This is a genomic window from Photorhabdus cinerea (genome assembly GCF_011189575.1).
GTDB lineage: Bacteria > Pseudomonadota > Gammaproteobacteria > Enterobacterales > Enterobacteriaceae > Photorhabdus > Photorhabdus cinerea.
On record NZ_PUJW01000004.1, the window covers coordinates 1 to 20,205 of the forward strand.

A 20,205-nucleotide genomic window follows, 5' to 3' on the forward strand; every position below is an offset into this window, starting at 1 on the left:
CGACACACAAACCCGTCAAAAACGTGAGATAACTGAAATTGGCGAACTACCCGATACACTTACATTCAATAAGCCACCTACTGATTTTGATACGTGGGATGGTAAAGAGTGGGTAGTTGATAAAGACCTTCTGAAGTCTCATCAGATTAACGAAGCAAAGCAACAGCAAGCAGCACTGTTACAGCAAGCAAATGAAACACTGTCTCTATTGCAAGACTCGGTTGACTTAGAAGTCGCTACAGACTCAGAGAAAGAAGCTCTGCTTGAGTGGAGAAAATACAGAGTATTGCTGACTCGTGTAGATGTGAACCAGGCTCCTGATGTTGAATGGCCGGAAGTGCCGAAGTGATAGTAGGGCCAAGCGGCCCTTATTGTTCACAGCAATAGCAGCTTACTTTCCCATTGCTCAATAATTTCTCTCTTCTCTTTCAGATAGTCATAGCGATCATAGTGCTTTGTTGAAACACCGGGTTTCTTGTGATTCTGCAACTTATCCCTCATCTCAGAACTGATTCCCATTGCTCCCCTTTAGATAGTGTAAAATTAACTGCTACACTTCATATGGAGTGCTTTTTTTTGTTTGTACATATGTGTGTGCATTTTGTTTTAATTGAATAAATTACCATTATAACATATTGTTTTTTAATGTTAAAAATTAATGTTATTTACTTTAAGGTGGAATAATGATAAAGGTGCTGTTTTTTGCTCAGATACGTGAGCTGGTAGGTACTGATTCACTGGATTTAGATAATAGTTACACAACCGTTGATAGTTTGAGAAATACATTAATATCGAAAGGTGAACGTTGGGCTTTGGCGCTGGAAGATGGAAAACTGCTGTCAGCTGTAAACCAATCTTTTGTTCATGGCGGACATCTATTACAGGATGGTGATGAAGTGGCTTTTTTCCCACCAGTGACTGGAGGGTGATTAGTGGAAAACACCCGTATTTTTGTTGGCTTGGAAAATTTCAGTGTAGGGGAGGAGTACGAGTGGCTTTCTCAATGTGATGAAGATGGTGCTATTGTCACTTTCACGGGTAAAGTTCGTAATCATAATTTGGGGGATAGTGTGAATGGATTGAGGCTGGAACACTATCCCGGCATGACGGAAAAAGTGCTACAGAGTATTATCATTGAAGCACGCAGCCGTTGGCCATTGCAGCGAATCAGCATTATCCATCGGGTAGGTGAGCTCTATCCGGGGGATGAAATTGTGTTTGTTGGTGTCACGAGTGCGCATCGTAACATGGCTTTTGACTCTGCTGAATTTATTATGGATTACCTAAAGACAAAGGCACCTTTCTGGAAAAAAGAGTTCTTGCCTGATGGTGAACGTTGGGTTGAATCCCGTGAGGATGATCTGGCGGCGGCGAGACGCTGGTGACGTTGATTATGAAGCTATTTCCTATTTTTGCGAAACGCTTCGAAAACTGATTTAGGTACACCAAACGGCTATACAAGTAATTATTGGATGGTTAATTGTTTTGATTATATTCTGTGATAATGTATAAAACTTGAATGGGTTGTTGATATTAAACAGCCTGAATCTTTAAACATTGTCAATAAGGGTAAGCGTTATGGATCGATATCCACGCTCAAACGGTTCGATAATCCAACAGGCGGGAACCGGACTGCAAGCTTATATGGCCCAGGTTTATGGTTGGATGACTTGTGGTCTGTTGTTAACGGCGTTTGTGGCTTGGTATGCGTCACAAAGTGAGGCTGTTGTTGCATATATTTTCTCAAACTCAGTCGTTTTCTATGGATTGATTATTGCTCAGTTGGGATTGGTTTTTGTCCTCTCTGGCATGATTAACCGCATGGGTGCTTCATTAGCCACTGGGTTGTTTATGCTCTATTCAGCTCTGACTGGGCTAACGCTTTCCAGTATTTTTAAAATATATACTGGTGGCTCCATTGCGACTACTTTTGTCGTGACGGCGGGGATGTTTGGTGCATTGAGTTTTTACGGTTATACCACTAAACGTAGCCTGAGTGGCCTTGGTAGCTTCTTATTTATGGGATTGATCGGCATCATTCTGGCTTCTTTGGTTAACTTCTGGTTAAAGAGTGAAATGTTGATGTGGGCTGTAACCTACATTGGAGTAGTTATTTTTGCTGGTTTGACTGCTTATGACACTCAGAAGCTGAAAGAAATGGGTGAAGATCTGGATGTGAATGATAAAGAGAATTTGCGTAAATTCTCTATTGTTGGTGCATTGACTCTGTATCTGGACTTCATCAACATGTTCTTGATGTTGTTGCGTATTTTTGGCGATCGCCGCTAAATTTACTAATCTGTTTCTGATAAAGCCCTGCATAGTCAAAATGCAGGGCCGTTTTTATCAAGCAATTTTCCGTCGAAATAACCAATAGGCAAGGTTGCCAGTTGTGGCCGTGATCGCCAAAAGAGGCCACAGGCTTCTCCAGATAACAGTAAAATCCGCGTCTTTGAGATAAATCTGCTTGGTTATGTCATTAAAATGCCAGATAGGATTAACCCAGGTGAGATTTTGTAACCATCCCGGCATATTTTCAACCGGGGAGATATAACCGGAGATTAAGATGGCAGGCATAATAAAGACAAATACACCAATAAAGGCTTGTTGCTGAGTGTAGCAAAGGGAAGATATTAAGAGGCCAAAGCCCACCAGCGATAAACTGTATATCAGCATCGCGCAGTAAAACAGCGGTAGTGAGCCAGAAAATGGGATTTGATAGCAGAAGATACCAATAGCCAAAACTAAAGTTGCCTGAAAAGTGGCGACAACCACAGCTGGAACGGCTTTACCAATGAAAATTTGCCAGGTGGTCATTGGTGAAACTAGTAGCTGATCCAATGTTCCCTGTTCCCTTTCACGAGCAATTGACAGTGCAGTGACAGTTAATATCCCGACTGTAGTAATCAGTGCAACTAAAGACGGTACGACGAACCATTTATAATCAAGATTTGGGTTATACCAGTTGCGGACCACTAATTCGCTATTATTGGTTTTTGGTATATTGCCTGCGAGTTCTTGTTGATAGTTCAGGATAATTTCCTGGATATAGCCAGCAGCAATTTGAGCACTGTTTGAGTTACGTCCATCCAGCAATACCTGGAGGGAAACTGGGTCATGGCTGGCAATCTTAGAACTGAAATCTTGGGGGAAACGTACCACTAACAAAGCTTTCTGGCGATCGATTACTGGCTGTATTTCTTGTGAGTTAGTCAGCAATATCACGTCAGGAAATGCTTTTGATTTTGCCAGCCGCTGAGTAAGTTCAATAGAGGCTTTGCCTTTGTCTTCATCAAAAATAGCAATGGTAGCATTGGTCACATCAAGCGTTGCAGATAGAGGGAATAAGATCATCTGAAAGATAACCGGCATAACCAATATAGCTCGTGTCTGAGGATCTCTGAGCAAGGACTGTAATTCTTTAATAATCAGTGTGTAAAGACGATAAAACATAACAGCTCCTTTCTAGTCCAAACGACGCCGGGTTTTCCATGCAGTCAGGCCAATAAACAAAACAGCGGAGGCAATCAGTAGTAACAGGTTTATCATTAACACTGCGCTGATATTTCCCGCCAAAAAAAGAGTATGCAGGCTGCTGACAAAATAACGAGCAGGGATGAAATAGGTCACTATCTGAATAAATGCAGGCATGCTGTTTATTTCGAAAATAAAGCCGGAAAGCATAATTGCAGGTAGAAAGGCGACATTTAACGCGATCATTGCTGCATTAAATTGATTACGTGTAACGGTAGAGATCAGTAGCCCTATACCAAGGGCGGTGGCCAGATAGAGGCTGGTAATCGCAGACAATATCCACAGTGAGCCTCGGTATGGTACACCCAGTATGAATACTGACACTAGCATACAGAGTACCATGGCGAGAGATCCCAGCACTTGATAAGGCAAGAGTTTGGAAAGCAGTAGTTCGGTGCGGGTAATTTGTGTGGAAAGCAGGGCTTCCATCGTGCCGCGTTCCCATTCCCGAGCAACAACTAATGACGTCAGGATTGCACCAATGACGGTGATGATAATAGTTATTGCCCCGGGAATAATGAAATGCTGGCTGATTGTTGCTGGATTGAACCAATAACGGACTTGCATATCAATCAATGGAGTAACAGAGTTTCCGTGATCTTGTCTCTTTTGTTGCAGCCAAATCTGCCATATTCCTTTGGCATAACTTTGTACAAAACTTGCTGTATTGGGTTCACTGCCGTCAGTAATGACCTGGATCTGTGCTTTACCATCAGGGCGGGCAAGTTGAGCATCGAAATTCACAGGAATAACAATCAGCCCGCGTATTTCCCCTGATTGCATCATATTAATTAATTGCTGACGATTATCGCTGATTTTGGGTTCAATATATGGTGAACCAGCAAAAGCATGTATCAGCTCACGGGCATCTTCACTTTGCTGTTCCACTAAAATACCAATACGGACTGTACTGGAGTCGAGATTAATACCGTATCCGAAGATAAACAGTAGAATCAGCGGAATGACAATAGAAATTAACCCGCTGGTGGGATCGCGTAAGATCTGTTTGGTCTCTTTTACACAAAGGGCTTTCAGTCGCCACCAAGAGAAGTGGACCGCTTTCTTTGGAGCATGCTGATTTAGGCTCATTGCGGCTCCTCATCATAGTTAATGACCAGATCAATAAATGCTTGCTCCATTGATGGGTCAGGATTTTCGTCAGTAGCAACCTGCTGTTTCAGATCATCCGGCGTTCCGGCGGCAATCAGTTTACCGCGGAATATTAGCCCTATCCGGTCACAATATTCTGCTTCGTCCATAAAATGAGTGGTAACCATGACAGTAACGCCTTTATCTACCATACCGTTGATATGCAACCAAAATTCACGTCGTATTTGCGGATCAACACCAGAAGTTGGTTCATCCAGAAACAAAATATCTGGTTCATGCATGAGTGCGCAGGAAAGAGCAAGACGTTGTTTATACCCTAGTGGCAATTCGTCGGTCGTTTGATGTAAAACCGATTTGAGATTGAAAGCGTTGACCATACCATCAATTTTTTCTTTTTGTTTGCGCCCACGTAGACCATAAATGCCTGAAAAGAATTTCAGGTTTTGTTCAACGGTCAGGTTGCCGTATAGTGAAAATTTCTGTGCCATGTAACCCAGATGTTGACGAGCTTTCCCAGAACTGATTTTCAGATCCATTCCTAATACCAGCGCTTTACCTCCAGTCGGTACCATGAGTCCACACATTATTTTAAACGTAGTGGATTTACCCGCGCCGTTTGGGCCAAGCAGGCCAAAGATTTCTCCGCGTTTTACCTGAAAATCAACATGGTCGGTAGCAGCAAAATCACCAAATTTCTTAGTTAAATCCTGTGCTTCAATCACTGTTTCTGTAGGGTTGACGTTAATTTGTGGCATAATTTCTGCCAGTTCTGAGCGACGGGTAGGACCACCACCGAGTAAGTCTATAAAAGCATCTTCAAAGCGGGGTGCAGCTTTAACTATTTCAGCATCAGGTAGTTCAAGTTGGTTAAGCAGCTCTTGCGGGGAAGCATCAGGTCTAATAATAAGACGTACATATTTGCCTTGAATCACGCCATCTGTCACTAGTGGTAGGGTGAGGGCGTGTTGCAGCGTTTTTCTGCGGGAACCCTGTTTTGCGCCAAGTAGGAAAGAACGCCCGGACATCTTTTGAGTGAGTTGCTGCGGTTGCCCGCTGTAAAGCAACTTTCCTTGATTGAGTAACAGGACATCGCGGCATCGTTCAGCTTCGTCCAGATAGGAAGTGCTCCATAAGATCAGCATGCCATCATCTGCCAATGCGTGAACCATCTGCCAAAGTTCGCGGCGGGCTATCGGATCGACTCCAACTCCGGGTTCGTCCAGTAACAGAACTTTGGGTTTGCCAAGTAGGGTACAGGCGAGTCCCAGTTTTTGCTTCATACCTCCGGAAAGCTTCCCGGCCAGTCGCCCGGTAAAACGTGTAAGGTCTGTGAAAGTGAGCAATTGCTCGTAGGTTTCTTTACGTTCGTTACCCAGTACGCCGCGTAGGTCCGCGTATAGGTTCAGGTTTTCTAATACGGTCAGATCTTCGTACAAGCCAAATTTCTGTGGCATATAGCCCAATTCAAATCGCACTTGTACGCCATTTTTAATCGGATCAAGCCCCATGATTTCAATAGAACCGCTATCTGGCTTTAGTAAGCCTGCTAACATACGTATCAGCGTGGTTTTTCCGGCGCCATCCGGTCCCACAAGTCCGGTGACAGAGCCACCGTAAATCTCTGCGGTCAGGCTGGATACCGCAGGATTATTTAGGCCAGGAAAAGTTTTTTCTACTTTTTCCAGCCTTATCGTGTATTCAGAGCTGCTCATGACAGCTCCTTATTGGTCTGAATCAGGAAAATGCAGGGTAATTGGCATACCTTGACGTAGAGCATCATCTGGGTCGGTAACAATAATGCGTAACCGATAGACCAGATCGGTGCGCAGATCGGGTGTCTCGACATTCTTTGGCGTAAATTCAGCTGTTGGCGAAATAAAACCAATTTTACCGTGATAAGGTTTATCTTTGCGGCTGTCAGTGTAGAGTAAGATTTCACGCCCTGGGGTTGCCTGGCCAAGGTGGCTTTCACTGATATAAGCTCTTACCCAAACCGGATTAGTTAAAGAAAGTGTAAATACGGTATTGCCTGCTGCCAGCATAGTGCCCGGCTCAATTGCACGGGTCAGAATGGTACCGGGCGAGGGGGAGGTCAGGTGAGTATCTTGTAAGTCCAATTTAGCCTGAGCAACAGCGGCTTCGGCTTGAGCAAGTTGGCCCTTGGCTTCTGCAATTTCTTCTTTACGATAGCCGGCTTGAAACTGGTTCAGTTTATCTTTTGCTGCTTGCAAAGCTGCCAGTGCTTGATTGCGGTTAGTCTTGGCATCTTCGAGTTCGTTGGCTGAAATAACTTTGCTTTGCCATAAACCTTGCTGACGTTTGAGGAAATTATCAGCGAAACGCCAGGCGGCTTCACGTTGTGCAACTTCCGAGCGCACTTGTGCAATTTCTTCTGTGCGATAGCCATATTCCATCATAGCCAGATGTGCTTTAGCACTATCGCGCGTGGCTTTTGCTTTATTCAGTGCGTTAATGAATGGTGTATTATCCAATTGACCAATCACCTGATTCGCCGTGATCGTATCGCCTTCATCAACTTGCAGGCTGGCGAGTTTTCCATTAACCCGGAAGCTAAGATTGACCGTGCGTATATCTACATTACCGTAGAGTGTTAACGTATGGTCATTTTTACTCTGATAATAGTAACTTCCTAAAATAGCGCCAAGAATGACAGCGACTACCAATATTATTAGTGTTAGTTTCTTGCGGTACATGATATGCCTTATTGTTCTAATTGTATGAATTGTATTTTTTAAGTCCGTTTAATAATAAATCGATATGTTGGATGAGGATTTGATCAATCAATTTGTACTCGTCTGGTCCGATATTATTCCAGCTTGTCTGGCGTAATAAGGTTTCCCGTGCCATTCGGAAAGAGAGAATTTCACCCATCAGAGCGTGTGTATGGAGCATAGTAGAAAGCTGATGTTCATCAGCACCGATATAGTTGGCAATCAGCTTATTTAATCTATTGTGGAGAGGAGCCAGTGCCTGCTCATGGATTAAGGTATAGGCATCGGTTGGCGCTAGCTGTTCTCTGGCCATTATCAAGCTGATGTTGATACTCTCTTTTTCAATCATCAGACGATTAATTCCAAGAAATCCTTCATGAATTAGCCTTAGTATATTTTCTGGTGAATAAGGAGTTGGTGATGAAAAAAAATCATCAATTTCTTTAAAAAGATCAGTAAATTCAGTCTTTATTGTGTCAGTAATATATTGGGCTACCGCCTGATAAAGTCCCTCTTTAGAGCCAAAATAATAAGCTATAGAGGAAATGTTTTGTTGAGCACGGAGTGCTATTTCCCTGGTCGTTGCTCCAGCCAGTCCGGATTTACCGAAAATCTCAAGCGCTGCTTTAAGTAGCTGTTGTTTGGCTTGTTCGCCTCTGGAGGTTTGAGTGTTGTTGACTGACATGGATATGGGTCCTGTTGCAAATAATCAAAAGACTTAAACAAAATATCAATCATATGGTTAACCTTATACTTATAGTAAATCAATGTAAATTACAGAAAAATGTCACGGATCATGAAAACTACCGGCTGAATACCTGTAGTTTTAGTTGCATCATCAGAAAATATATCTGATATAATAATCCAGATATGGCGCATTGCAGTTTGTGTTATTTTCTTTGTGGTGTTTACCGCGTCTGATTTTCTTCCCATAAAACTGCCCCTGAATGTAGTTCAGGAATGGTGAAGTCTGGAGTATTTCTTATTTATGAGTTTTGAATCACTCGGCTTAAGTGCTGATATTTTGTGTGCCATTGAAGAGCAAGGTTATTCAGCACCAACGCCAATCCAACAGCAGGCAATTCCTGTCGTATTAGCCGGTAAAGATTTATTAGCCAGTGCTCAGACAGGCACGGGTAAAACCGCAGGTTTTACATTGCCGATGTTGCAATTGCTGAATAGTTCCCCTGTTCAGACGAAAGGGCGTCGGCCAATCAGAGCATTAATCCTGACACCAACTCGAGAGTTGGCGGCTCAGGTTGGTGAAAATGTACGTGATTACAGCAAATATCTTAGACTGCGCTCTCTGGTTGTCTTTGGGGGGGTTAGTATTAATCCTCAGATGATGAAATTGCGTGGTGGTGTGGATATTTTGGTCGCAACGCCGGGGCGTTTACTGGATCTTGAACACCAGAATGCGGTCGATTTATCGCGGGTGGAAATTTTGGTATTGGATGAAGCCGATCGCATGCTGGACATGGGTTTTATTCATGATATCCGCCGGGTACTGAATAAGTTACCACCGAAACGGCAAAACCTACTGTTTTCTGCCACCTTCTCTGACGAGATCAAAAGCTTAGCTAGTAAATTATTGCATAATCCTGTCAGTGTCGAAGTTGCCCGCCGTAACTCTGCTTCTGAACAGATTGAGCAATTTGTCCACTTTGTAGATAAAAAGCGGAAAGGTGAATTGCTCTCTTTCCTGATTGGCAGTCGTAACTGGCAGCAGGTTTTGGTCTTTACTCGTACCAAACACGGAGCGAACCGTTTGGCAGAGCAGTTGAATAAGGATGGTGTAACGGCTTCAGCTATTCACGGTAACAAAAGCCAGGGGGCAAGAACCCGTGCTCTGGCTGATTTTAAAGAGGGTCGGATCAGGGTGCTGGTAGCGACAGATATCGCTGCCCGTGGTCTGGATATTGATCAACTGCCTTATGTGGTGAACTTTGAATTACCTAATGTATCTGAGGATTATGTCCACCGAATTGGTCGTACTGGGCGAGCAGATGCTACAGGTCAGGCACTTTCTCTGGTATGTGTTGATGAGCACAAATTGCTGAAAGATATTGAACGTCTGTTGAAACGGGAGATTCCCCGTATGGCAATCCCCGGATATGAGCCAGATCCAACCATCAAAGCTGAACCTATTCAGAATGGCCGTCAGGGACGTGGCGATAACCGTCAGAAAAATAGTCATCGCCGTTCTGGGGCACCTTCGCGTCAGCGTAGCAACAATCATGTGGATCGATCAAATAAAGCGTCTAACATCAGAGGTTAATTAATGCGGGTTTTACTGGCTCCGATGGAAGGTGTGCTGGACTCTTTAGTCAGGGAACTTCTGAGTGAAATCAATGAGTATGATTTGTGCATTACAGAATTCTTGCGGGTCGTTGATAGCCTGTTGCCAGTAAAATCTTTTTATAAGCTTTGTCCTGAATTGCGTAACCAAAGCCGGACATTATCTGGCACTTTGGTACGGGTTCAACTCTTGGGCCAATATCCGCAATGGCTAGCAGAAAACGCGGCCCGAGCAGTTGAATTAGGGGCCTATGGCGTCGATTTGAATTGTGGTTGTCCGTCGAAAACGGTCAATGGTAGTGGTGGTGGAGCGACGTTGTTGAAAGATCCGGAACTGATTTATCAGGGGGCAAAAGCAATGCGTGAAGCTGTACCTTCTCATTTGCCTGTGACGGTCAAAGTTCGTCTGGGTTGGGATAGTGGTGATCGGCGATTTGAAATTGCTGATGCAGTGCAGCAAGCGGGTGCAACGGAAATTACTATTCATGGACGGACCAAAGAGGATGGTTACAAAGCGGAACGTATTGACTGGCAAGCGATCGGTGAAATTCGTCAGCGTCTTTCTATCCCGGTTATTGCCAATGGTGAGATTTGGGATTGGCAAAGTGCGCAGAATTGTATGGGTATTACAGGCTGTGATGCTGTCATGATCGGACGGGGAGCGCTTAATGTTCCCAATTTGAGCAGGGTGGTGAAATATAACGAGCCTAAAATGCACTGGCAAGAAGTTGTTCAGTTATTACAAAAATATGTTCGGTTGGAAAAGCAAGGTGATACTGGGCAATACCATGTTGCTCGTATTAAGCAGTGGCTCGGTTATTTACGAAAAGAATATGAAGAGGCTACAGTACTCTTTGAGGAAATAAGGAAACTGAAAACGTCTGCTGATATAGCACATGCGATTTCTTTAGTGTGATTGCTGATTAAGAACAAATTATTGTAATGGAACCTTTAATAAGGTTCCATCTTTTACTTAATCAGCGGAAGAGGTAACACAATAAATTTATTTGGTGTCGTCGTTACCTTGGGCTATGAATGAGAAAAGCTTATTAACTCTGCGAGAAAGGCCATCGTTAATCATAACAATGTCATAATCAACAGGTGGATCAGAAAGATCATTAACTGCGACTAAGCTCATACCATACTGTTCGGTATAGGCATTAATATGTTGAAATACGAGTTGTTCAACTAAGCCTAGAGAAGGTCTTGAATTGGGTTCAGTAAAAGGTAAATCAGGGGTAAGGTGGGTATAGTTTTTGTCCTTCACACTAGAGATAAAACCGTTAACTATTAAAAATGATATTGGATAGAGAGCTTTAATTTCTTCTAACCCTTTTATGTGCCAGGCCAGGGTAACGATATCCTTACGATTATGTATCCTTAGAAAATCACTTTTATAACTCGGTATTAATGTTCCGTTAAAAACAGATTCAGCATAGGATGCGAAAATATCGTTACCGGTGGACGGGCAGGCAGAAGCGCAAACATGAATACGAATATTATTATTTCCTTTCTCGATGTACCGCCTTTTTAAATACAGGCCAATAGTAGAGGCTAATACACCACCTAAACTGTGCCCTGTAAGAGTAATATTTTGTACCCCTTCTGCCAGAGCAATTTTATCAACTGCATCAATCAATGATTCTCCATAGCCAGGTGTGTTATTACTTTTTATTTGATTAATAACGTAGTCTAAGGCGATGTGGGTTCCTTTCGAAATTTTAGCATCTTTAGGGGCTTTGGGATCCCAAATTGACCAGTTTTCAGTGGTACCTACATTAAAGTTCTCATCACACCAGTTAACATCAGACCATGATCCTCGAATAACGATTCGATAGTCATTTGGAGTTTCGAGGTTTTTCACAATGAATAAAACGTGATCATCTTTTTTATCTATAACACTTTTTTTCTTATTAACATCAACATTACCAACACGAAAAACAGCAGGCCCCCAAACGATGGAGAACTTATTTGCTGTTATCTTACTACTTTCTAATGATTTTTTAATATTTTCTGAAACGATAGCGGGTTCTGATTTGTAAGTTAATATACTTCCTGAACTGCTAATAAAGCTTAATGCGAGATTTATTTTTTGGTCTTTAATAGAAATAGTCATTTTTACTTCCAACTTTTTTATATGATAAATGTTAATTTAATGTTTCGGTTTGAATATCAACAACCAAATTTTTGTTTTAAATTAAAGCTAAAAATAAAATTAAAGTTTGTAATAACCTTTAATTTAGCTACATATGAGTATATGATAATTTAATGTTAATTTATTTAACAAAATAAATTATCTATTATGAGCTTTAAAGTAAGCGATAAAAATTAAGCTATGTTTTTGTGAAATTATATTAGTTCTTAGTAATGATAAGATGGAGAAAGTTGCTGTGATATTATCCATGGAAAATAATTTAAATTGGTATCTACAAAAGCGAGTGATAATAAATTGGCGTGATTTTAGTGATATGTAGGAAGAAATAATTGACTTACTCTATTCAAATGTAATTTATTAGCATGAATGGAACCTATAGTATAGGCTCCATTTATGCTAAATCAAAGCTATACCCGTTATCTTTCAAGTTGCCTCTTTGTTGGCTGCACTCACTCACCCCGGTCACATAGTTTGCTATGCTCCCGGGGATTCGCTCCCTTGCCGTCGCGATCCATCTTGAAATCCATTGGGTATATGCACAATAAGATGACATTATGCAATACTGATTTTACCTTTGGTTAGAAACTTGAAGAGTTCAGAAATACTTTCGGATAGGCTATCATTAACCACAACAATATCGTAATCAGTCGGTATATTTGAACTATCATCAATGGTAATGAAACTCATGCCATACTCTTTGGTATAGGCATAAACATGTTGATTCCCGATATTAATGAGTAGATCGTCAAACGACATTATAGGTGATATTGGAATATCTGAATGAATAGGGAAATCTGGGAAGATTTGAGTGTAATTTTTACCGAGAACAAAAAAAATAAGAGTATTAATTGTGCCAGTTAATATTGGATAAATAGTCTTAATTTTCTCCAATCCATTTATATGCCAGGCCAGGGGAACGACATCTATGCTATTATGAATTCTCAGAAAATCACTGTTATAACCAACCGTTGATATTTCATTAAGAACAGATTCAGTGTAGGAAGCAAAAACATCGTTACCGGCAGTGGGGCCTGCAAAGGCACAAACATTAATACGAATATTATTGTTTCCTTTATCGAGGTACTGTCTTTTTAGATATAAACCAATGGTAGAAGCCAGCACGCCTCCCAAACTGTGTCCTGTAATGGTAATATTTTGTATCCCTTCTTTCAGGGCAATTTTATCAATTGCATCATTGAGCGATTCTCCATAACCTGGAGGGTTGTTGCTTTTCATTTGATTAATAATGTAATCCAATGCCATGTTCGTTCCATAAGCAATCTTTGCATTTTTAGGTGATTTTGAATCCCATAGCGCCCAGTCTATAGTTTTACAGACAATAATATCTTCATTAAGCCAGTTAATATCAGACCATGATCCCCGAATGACAACGCGGTAGTCATTTGGGTCATAGCGATTTTGCACAATGAACAAAACATGATCGTCCTTTTTGTCTATAACACTTTTTTTCTTATCAATATCAACACTGTCAACACGAAACACAGCAGGTCCCCAAACGATAGAGAATTTATTCGCGGTAGCCTTACTACTTTCCAATGATTTTTGAATATTTTCCGAGACGATGCCCGGTTCTGGTTTGTAAGTTTTTATACCTCCAGAGTTAATAATAAGGCTTAGCGCGAGATTTACCTTTTGGTCTTCATAAGAGATAGTCATTTTTACTCCCTATTTTTTATGTGAAAAATGTTAATCCGATGCTTAGGTTTAAACATCAAAAGTTAATGTTTTTAGTCTTCTATTCAGATAAAAAGTAGAATTAAACTTAAAGTTAATAATAACTTTTGAATATGTCAAATAAATGCATGGAAATTTCTGATGTTGTTTTATTTGATAAATTATTTATTATGAAATTAAAAGCGAATAACAAGAATTATATTTTTAATGATTAGGTAAAAATATTATTGCAATTTTACAATGTTATATTGATTTATAAAGAATAGTAATGTGGGGAAATAGTATTGATACTATTTTTAAATAATAATGAATGATTAATGTTATTATAGATGTCTAAATAAATAATAATAAATTAGTGTTATTTGTAGAAAAATAATTTTATTATTATATTTAAATGAATGCTATCATATTTAATGGAGCTTTTATTAAAAGCTCCATTTTTCTGGGATAAAAAATAAAACCAATATAAATCAGATTATGCAATATTAGTGTTATTTTCTGGAATAGGTATAAGTAAGAAATAGGCGACAATATCTTGAGATAAATTACTGTTAATAACAACAATATCATCAATAGGTGGTTGAGTACCGTCATTGACTTCAACTAAATTCATATCATATTGATTTGCATATGCTGTAATATGTTGAAAAATGACTTGCTTATTTAGATTTAATTCTAAAATAGGTGCTGTAAAAGGTAAATTTGGAGTGAGTTTTGTATAACCTTTATCTTTTACAAGAAGAACAATCTTTTTAAATTTATTAATTAATTCTTCATCTAGTTTAATTAATGGTTCATAGATGGTTGGAATTGTTTCTAATCCATCCAGATTCCAGATCAAGGAAATGACATCTTTACGATTATAGATCCTTAAGAAATTGCTCTTATAGCTCGTTACTGACGAACTGTTAAAGACATATTTAATATAAGATGCAAAAACATCATTACCGGTATTTGGATTAGCAAAAGAGCAAACATGAATACGAATATTATTTTTTCGCTTATTAAGATATAACCGTTTTAAGTATAATCCGAGAGTAGAAGCTAGAATGCCTCCTAAACTGTGCCCTGTAATGGTGATATTGTGCACTCCTTTTTCCAGGGCAATTTTATCAATTGCATCAATGAGTGATTCGCCGTGACCGGGAGTATTATTACTTTTCACTTGGTTAATAATATAGTCTAATGCTATATGCGTTCCATAAGAGATCTTAGCATCTTTAAATTCTTCAGGAATATTGGGGTCCCAAAGTGACCAGTTTACAGTTTCGTGTACAGCAAAGTTTTCAACTTGCCAATTAATGTCAGACCATGACCCTCGGATAACGATTCGATAGTCATATGGGAATCTGCGGTTTTTCACAATGAATAAAACGTGGTCGTCTTTATTATCCTTAGAGCTTTCGCCATTATTAATACGAAAGACAGCAGGCCCCCAAACGATAGAGAATCTATTAGCCGTAACCAGACTCTTTTCCAATGATTCTTTAATATTTTCTGCAACGAGAGTTGGTTCTGGTTTTTCGGTTATTATACTTCCTGAGCCACTGATAAAGCTTAGCGCAAGATTTATTTTTTGATCTTTAAGGTAAATAGCCATTTTTACTCTCCATCTTTATAATATAAATGCTGATATTGTGTTTTAGTTAAGACATTAATATTCAACTCTTTTATAATTTACTGTACCTAGGTATTTTATCTGTTGTTCTTTGTAGTAAAGGAAGCTTCAAGGCAGTGCTCAAGTAAAAGCTGTTGAATACACTTGAATGCAACTTTCCTTACATACTATGTATAAGCTTAATATTATTTTTAAATAAAATATAGAGTTGAATTTTAAGTTAATGATAATAATATTTAAATATACTTGTTTAATTATTTCATGTAACTTTATTTGATAAAAAACAACATTAATTAAGGAGTTAAGAAATTGAATAATAACGATATGGAAATTATTGAGTAAGATGCTATTTGATTATAAAAAAGGCATATCAGAATGTTTGTATTAAATAATGGTTATATTATTTCCAAAGTCAATGCTTACAGTTTATCCTGGGACTACTTTATTTGTTGTAGGGCATAGGGTGAATATGCCCTTTGGTGGTTAATCATTTCTCCAGTGGTAGGGCATTATCTGCTCCCCATTCAGCCCATGAGCCATCATATAAGTAACTATCTTTCTTGCCGATTATATCTAAACCTAGTACCAAAACAGCGGCTGTCATACCTGAGCCACAACTAGCGATAACAGGTTTATTTAAGTCAACGTCTTGTTTACGGAAAATATCTGTAATTTCAGCTGATGATTTAAAGTGACCATTCTCTACTAGCATAGTCCACGGAACGTTTTTACTACCAGGAATATGGCCCATTCTTAGTCCAGGGCGTGGCTCTGGTGCTTTAGCCTGAAAACGGTCCGTTGCTCTGGCATCCACGATTTGAATTTGTGGATCATTTAACGAAGCCAGAATTTGTTGCAGTGATTTCACTTTGTTGGCATCGAAACTGGTATTAAAGGTTTGAGGACTGCGTGTCACTTCACCTAATTCTGTTGTAAATCCTGCTTGTTGCCAACCTTGTAAACCTCCATTAAGAATACGGACGTTGTGGCTGCCGAATACTTTGAAGGTCCACCATGCGCGAGGGGCAGAGAACATATTGCCTTGGTCGTAAACCACGACTAGATGATTTTCGCTAATGCCCATTGCTCCAACAGTCTGACTGAACGTTTGCGGATCTGGCAGCATATGAGGTAATCCGTTTTGATGATTTGCAATTTTATCCAAATCAAAAAATTGGGCACCGGGAATGTGTGTATCTAGCCAGAGCTTATGACAATCAATTTGTTGAGGTGGTGGAGGTGCCGTTGTATCAAGGGTGACGAGATTTTCATCATCAAGATGATCTTTCAGCCATTGTGCACTGACAAAGTATGAATTATTCATGGGCGCTCTCACTTTATATAAAAGATAAAATCGTGTCGTGGTCCGTTATCATTGCTGTACCGGCGCTGTGGTTGCCTCTTGTTGTTGACTGGTTGGTGGTTCCATTGGTGTGGTTGAGCGGGTGTACATATTAAGGCCCGCTAAGAATACGCCGCCGATTGAACCGAATGCAAAGATAGCGATGAACATGATAAGTAATTTTTTCATTATTGTTCTCTGGTGCCATAGAAAATAGGAAGTATATAGGGTTCTGAATAGCTGACAAGGCAATAACCAACTTACTTTTTGGATTATGAATGATGCTTTGAATAGCTAAGTAGATGCAGTTAAATTAATGTCATTGTCATATACTATGGGTGTGTTTAACTTGCCTCTTATTGACATGAAATTGGCGTTAAATTATTTACTTAGCCTTGTAGGCTCGATATTGAGCTGATTTCATTTCTGCTCTGTGGGAAAATAGTGTTTCGGTTTGATGACAGCAGAGTTCAATGGCACTTTCTAGTTCAATAAAAAATCAAATAAGCCAGTGGTATAAGGCGTTACCTCAGCACATTAATGGCTTTATTCCCCGAGCTGCACAGAGGCAGATGATTGCCGAAGTTGCAAAAACGCTTGCCGATCAAGAAGGGCGTCATTTAGTTATTGAAGCGCCAACCGGAATCGGTAAAACCCTTTCTTATTTGATCCCTGGCATTGCTGTGAGTAGATCAGAAAGTAAGCCATTGGTCGTTAGTACCGCTAATGTTGCTTTACAGGATCAGATTTACAGCAAAGATCTTCCTTTGCTGCGCAAAATCATTCCCGATCTGAAATTTACTGGGGCCTTTGGGCGTGGTCGTTATATTTGCCCGCGTAATCTCGAAGCCATCTGTGCAAACAACAGTGGACAGATAGATTTAATATTTTTGGTTGAGGGCAAAACAGAACTTGCTAATAGTGAAGAGAGAGAACTGTGTCGCAGGTTGCACAGTGACTATACAACTTTTGCTTGGGATGGGTTGCGTGATCACCACAAACTGGCTTTGTCTGATACTTTATGGTCGAAAGTTAGCACAGATAAAGCAAACTGCCTTGGACGTAATTGTCAATATTATCATCGCTGCCCATTTTTTATTGCTCGCCGTGAAATCGAAAATGTGGATGTGGTGGTTGCTAACCATGCGTTGGTGATGGCAGCGCTGGAGAGTGAATCGGTGCTACCCGACGCCAAGAATTTGTTATTAGTACTTGATGAAGGCCATCATATACCAGATGTTGCCCGGGATTCACTGGAAGTTGAAGGGGAAATTACACTGTTTCAACTTAATGGTCAGTTAGATACTTTTATCCGCCATGTTGAGCAATATCTGGTGCAATTCCATCCTGCAAAGCCTCCACGTCTGGCTAACGCTGGCCGCCTTAATGAACATAGTGAAAAACTACGGGAATGTTTTAAAGAGCTTGCTACTGTGACTCAGGCACTCTTACCCGAGAAAAGCAAGATAGATGAGTATTTGTTTGAGATGGGTAAGTTACCGGATAACTTGCTACTTTGCTGTCAGCAATTGTTCAAATTGACCGATGGTTTACGTGGGTTGGCAGAAGCGATACTGAATGATTTGACTGAACAGACAGCTAAACAGGATATTGGCAGATTGCATCGGGCTATTTTGCATACTAGTCGCACGCTTGGATATTTTGAAAATATGACTAAATTATGGCGGTTGGCCTCATTGGAAGAGTCATCTAGTGCACCGGTATCGAAATGGTTGAGACGCCGCTATGAAAAAAATCAGTCACACCTCTATTTTTATTGCGCAGGTATCAGAGTGAGTGAACAGCTCCATCAGTTGCTTTGGCGTAATATTCCTCATGTGGTTGTGACATCAGCAACACTTCGTTCCCTGAACAGTTTTTCCCGTATTCAGGAATTAACTGGGTTAACTGAAAAAGCGGGTGACCGTTTTGTCACGTTATCATCACCTTTTAATCATGTACGGCAGGGAAAGCTGGTTATTCCCAAAATGTCGCTGGAGCCGACAATTGACAATGAAACTGCTCACTTGGAAGAGATGGCGCGTTATTTCAGGACCCAATTGTTGAGTCGGAAACATAAAGGGATGCTGATTTTGTTCAGCAGTCAGAGGGCTATGGATACTTTTCTCACTTATGTGACGGATTTACGTTTGATGTTACTTGTTCAGGGGGATCAGCCGCGTTATCGGTTAGTTGAAACACATTGTCAGCGTATAAATGGAGGACAATGTAGTGTGTTGGTTGGGTTGCAATCTTTTGCTGAAGGTCTGGATTTAAAGGGTGATTATCTGTCTCAGGTTCACATTCATAAAATCGCATTTCCTCCAGTTAACAATCCGGTAATTATTACTGAAGGTGAATGGTTGAAATCGCTTAAACGTTACCCCTTTGAGGTTCAAAGTTTGCCAAGTGCTTCTTTCAGCCTTATTCAGCAGGTAGGAAGGCTTATTCGTAGCCATGAATGTTATGGTGATGTGGTTATTTATGACCGGCGTTTGCTGAGCAAAAAATATGGATTGAGGTTGTTAAATGCTCTGCCGGTTTTCCCTATTGAGCAACCGGAAATTCTTTCAGAAAATGAAATCAGACAAATAGAAAGGATAAATAACTTACATGAAAATTTGTAATTTATTTATCCTTTATGAATAAAATCGGCAGAAGGCGTTGTTTATCCTACTTTTTTTAGAAAGCAGGTTTTCAATACCAAGCCTTTGATTTTGTCTGCGTTACATTCGATTTCATCTTCACGATGGTTTAAGCGGATATTTTTAATCACAGTACCGCGTTTTAAAGTCGCAGATGTACCTTTGACTTTCAGGTCCTTGATGACTTGAACAGAATCACCATCATTGAGCACAGTACCATTACTGTCTTTTACTTCGGTATCCATTTTATTATTTCCTCAAGTTATTTATGAAATAAAGCGTAGATTATAGACAATTTATGCTTATTTTTAAAGGATATGACGAAATTTGTCTGCATGACAGGAATTTTATGATGTTCTTCAATGCTGGAGCCTTCGGTGGTGGAAGGCTGATATAAACAGGACCACGGTGTTAGCATAGTCCTGTAAGTAACGCAGAGCTCTTATAATGGCTCTTTATATTTTATTGCTCAATGTTTGCTTCAATAAACCATAAGAATTTGTCGAGGTCCCGAGAGGCCGCGGTAAGTATATCCGCAGTATTTTCGTCTTCGACTTCGTCAATAGTTGTGCGGATATCATTAGCAACAACGGCGTAACGGTCAGCCAGTGCTTTCAGATGATCTTGCACGTTATGGATATCTATCGGGTAGATTTTCAGTAAAGTATGTTTATTCACGGCTTGTACAGTTCCAAGCGTTATTCCACCCAGTTGCACAACTCTTTCTGCGAAAGTATCCATATGTTCAGTAATAGTAACATGGAAATTATCTAGCATTTCGTGGATAGAAATGAAGTTTCTGCCACGCATATTCCAATGTGCTTGTTTGGTGAGCAGGGAAAGATCAATAAAATGGATCACCATATGATTCAGAATTTCAATTGTTTCCTGCTTAATATCATCGTCAACATCATTACGAGTATAAAGTAGTGTGGATGGTTGTGTTTTAATTAATTTGGCTGTATCCATAATAGTTTTCCCTTAGTATTAATAATGAGATTCTCATTTATTGAAATTAATATAACTCGATATTAATCTTGAATCATATAGCTTATTCCTATTAAATCAATAGCCCA

At 40.1% G+C, this 20,205-nt stretch carries 21 protein-coding genes; 7 read left to right on the plus strand and 14 right to left on the minus strand.

The window, feature by feature from the left end:
- Positions 1–349: tail fiber assembly protein (locus tag C5469_RS04685; RefSeq protein WP_166303021.1), on the plus strand; the 349-nt coding region annotated here is incomplete at its 5' end.
- Positions 350–375: 26 nt separating this feature from the next.
- On the opposite strand, the gene C5469_RS04690 is transcribed toward C5469_RS04685, so the two are convergent.
- Entirely contained in the window at positions 376–519 is a 144-nt protein-coding gene (locus tag C5469_RS04690; RefSeq protein ID WP_166303023.1) for a site-specific integrase, read from the minus strand.
- A gap of 164 nt (positions 520–683) precedes the next feature.
- On the opposite strand from C5469_RS04690, the gene moaD reads away from it, so the two are divergent.
- The 3 genes from moaD (at position 684) to C5469_RS04705 (ending at position 2,289) form a co-directional block, all read left to right on the plus strand.
- The gene (gene moaD / locus C5469_RS04695; protein ID WP_166303026.1) at positions 684–929 is read left to right on the plus strand and encodes a molybdopterin synthase sulfur carrier subunit; all 246 of its coding nucleotides are present in this window, start codon (positions 684–686) and stop codon (positions 927–929) included.
- A gap of 3 nt (positions 930–932) precedes the next feature.
- Entirely contained in the window at positions 933–1,385 is a 453-nt protein-coding gene (moaE, locus tag C5469_RS04700) for a molybdopterin synthase catalytic subunit MoaE (RefSeq protein WP_166303029.1), read from the plus strand.
- 193 nt (positions 1,386–1,578) lie between these two features.
- Positions 1,579–2,289 (plus strand): Bax inhibitor-1/YccA family protein, encoded by a 711-nt coding sequence (locus C5469_RS04705; protein ID WP_054475082.1) that lies wholly within the window; start codon positions 1,579–1,581, stop codon positions 2,287–2,289.
- Positions 2,290–2,346: 57 nt separating this feature from the next.
- Here C5469_RS04705 and C5469_RS04710 read toward each other — a convergent pair whose 3' ends face one another.
- From C5469_RS04710 to C5469_RS04735, 6 genes are all read right to left on the minus strand, one after another.
- Positions 2,347–3,453, minus strand: a complete 1,107-nt coding sequence (locus tag C5469_RS04710) for an ABC transporter permease (protein WP_166303032.1) — start codon at positions 3,451–3,453, stop codon at positions 2,347–2,349.
- Positions 3,454–3,465: 12 nt separating this feature from the next.
- Positions 3,466–4,623: an ABC transporter permease gene (locus tag C5469_RS04715; RefSeq protein ID WP_166303035.1), complete on the minus strand. Its 1,158-nt coding sequence runs from the start codon at positions 4,621–4,623 to the stop codon at positions 3,466–3,468.
- On the minus strand, positions 4,620–6,356 hold the full coding sequence (locus C5469_RS04720; protein WP_166303038.1) for an ATP-binding cassette domain-containing protein: 1,737 nt from the start codon (positions 6,354–6,356) through the stop codon (positions 4,620–4,622). Before C5469_RS04720 ends, C5469_RS04715 begins: the two co-directional genes overlap by 4 nt.
- Before the next feature lie 9 nt (positions 6,357–6,365).
- A complete protein-coding gene (hlyD, locus tag C5469_RS04725) occupies positions 6,366–7,358 on the minus strand; it encodes a secretion protein HlyD (protein WP_166303041.1) in 993 nt (330 codons plus the stop codon).
- A 16-nt stretch (positions 7,359–7,374) separates the two neighbouring features.
- A complete protein-coding gene (locus tag C5469_RS04730; protein ID WP_166303044.1) occupies positions 7,375–8,061 on the minus strand; it encodes a transcriptional regulator in 687 nt (228 codons plus the stop codon).
- A gap of 89 nt (positions 8,062–8,150) precedes the next feature.
- Positions 8,151–8,309 carry a hypothetical protein gene (locus tag C5469_RS04735; protein ID WP_166303047.1) on the minus strand — a complete coding sequence of 53 codons (159 nt, stop codon included), beginning with the start codon at positions 8,307–8,309 and terminating at the stop codon, positions 8,151–8,153.
- A 55-nt stretch (positions 8,310–8,364) separates the two neighbouring features.
- On the opposite strand from C5469_RS04735, the gene rhlE reads away from it, so the two are divergent.
- Positions 8,365–9,654: an ATP-dependent RNA helicase RhlE gene (gene rhlE, locus C5469_RS04740; protein WP_166303050.1), complete on the plus strand. Its 1,290-nt coding sequence runs from the start codon at positions 8,365–8,367 to the stop codon at positions 9,652–9,654.
- A 3-nt stretch (positions 9,655–9,657) separates the two neighbouring features.
- Positions 9,658–10,590: a tRNA dihydrouridine(16) synthase DusC gene (gene dusC / locus C5469_RS04745; RefSeq protein WP_166303053.1), complete on the plus strand. Its 933-nt coding sequence runs from the start codon at positions 9,658–9,660 to the stop codon at positions 10,588–10,590.
- 87 nt (positions 10,591–10,677) lie between these two features.
- Here the strand turns inward: dusC and C5469_RS04750 are convergent, their stop codons facing one another.
- The 5 genes from C5469_RS04750 to C5469_RS04770 all read right to left on the minus strand — a co-directional run bounded on the left by C5469_RS04750 (position 10,678) and on the right by C5469_RS04770 (position 16,673).
- The gene (locus C5469_RS04750; protein WP_166303056.1) at positions 10,678–11,790 is read right to left on the minus strand and encodes a lipase family protein; all 1,113 of its coding nucleotides are present in this window, start codon (positions 11,788–11,790) and stop codon (positions 10,678–10,680) included.
- A 591-nt stretch (positions 11,791–12,381) separates the two neighbouring features.
- Entirely contained in the window at positions 12,382–13,506 is a 1,125-nt protein-coding gene (locus tag C5469_RS04755; protein ID WP_166303059.1) for a lipase family protein, read from the minus strand.
- A 493-nt stretch (positions 13,507–13,999) separates the two neighbouring features.
- Positions 14,000–15,124 (minus strand): lipase family protein, encoded by a 1,125-nt coding sequence (locus C5469_RS04760; RefSeq protein ID WP_166303062.1) that lies wholly within the window; start codon positions 15,122–15,124, stop codon positions 14,000–14,002.
- 505 nt (positions 15,125–15,629) lie between these two features.
- Positions 15,630–16,466 carry a 3-mercaptopyruvate sulfurtransferase gene (gene sseA / locus C5469_RS04765; protein WP_166303065.1) on the minus strand — a complete coding sequence of 279 codons (837 nt, stop codon included), beginning with the start codon at positions 16,464–16,466 and terminating at the stop codon, positions 15,630–15,632.
- A gap of 48 nt (positions 16,467–16,514) precedes the next feature.
- The gene (locus C5469_RS04770; RefSeq protein WP_166303068.1) at positions 16,515–16,673 is read right to left on the minus strand and encodes a hypothetical protein; all 159 of its coding nucleotides are present in this window, start codon (positions 16,671–16,673) and stop codon (positions 16,515–16,517) included.
- Between the two features lie 284 nt (positions 16,674–16,957).
- Here C5469_RS04770 and dinG point away from each other — a divergent pair, with 284 nt between their 5' ends.
- Positions 16,958–19,111: an ATP-dependent DNA helicase DinG gene (gene dinG / locus C5469_RS04775; RefSeq protein WP_166303071.1), complete on the plus strand. Its 2,154-nt coding sequence runs from the start codon at positions 16,958–16,960 to the stop codon at positions 19,109–19,111.
- Between the two features lie 41 nt (positions 19,112–19,152).
- Here the strand turns inward: dinG and C5469_RS04780 are convergent, their stop codons facing one another.
- Both C5469_RS04780 and dps read right to left on the minus strand, forming a co-directional pair.
- Positions 19,153–19,374, minus strand: a complete 222-nt coding sequence (locus C5469_RS04780; RefSeq protein ID WP_054475056.1) for an alkylphosphonate utilization protein — start codon at positions 19,372–19,374, stop codon at positions 19,153–19,155.
- Positions 19,375–19,591: 217 nt separating this feature from the next.
- Positions 19,592–20,098, minus strand: a complete 507-nt coding sequence (gene dps, locus C5469_RS04785; RefSeq protein WP_166303074.1) for a DNA starvation/stationary phase protection protein Dps — start codon at positions 20,096–20,098, stop codon at positions 19,592–19,594.
- Between the last annotated feature and the right edge of the window lie 107 nt (positions 20,099–20,205).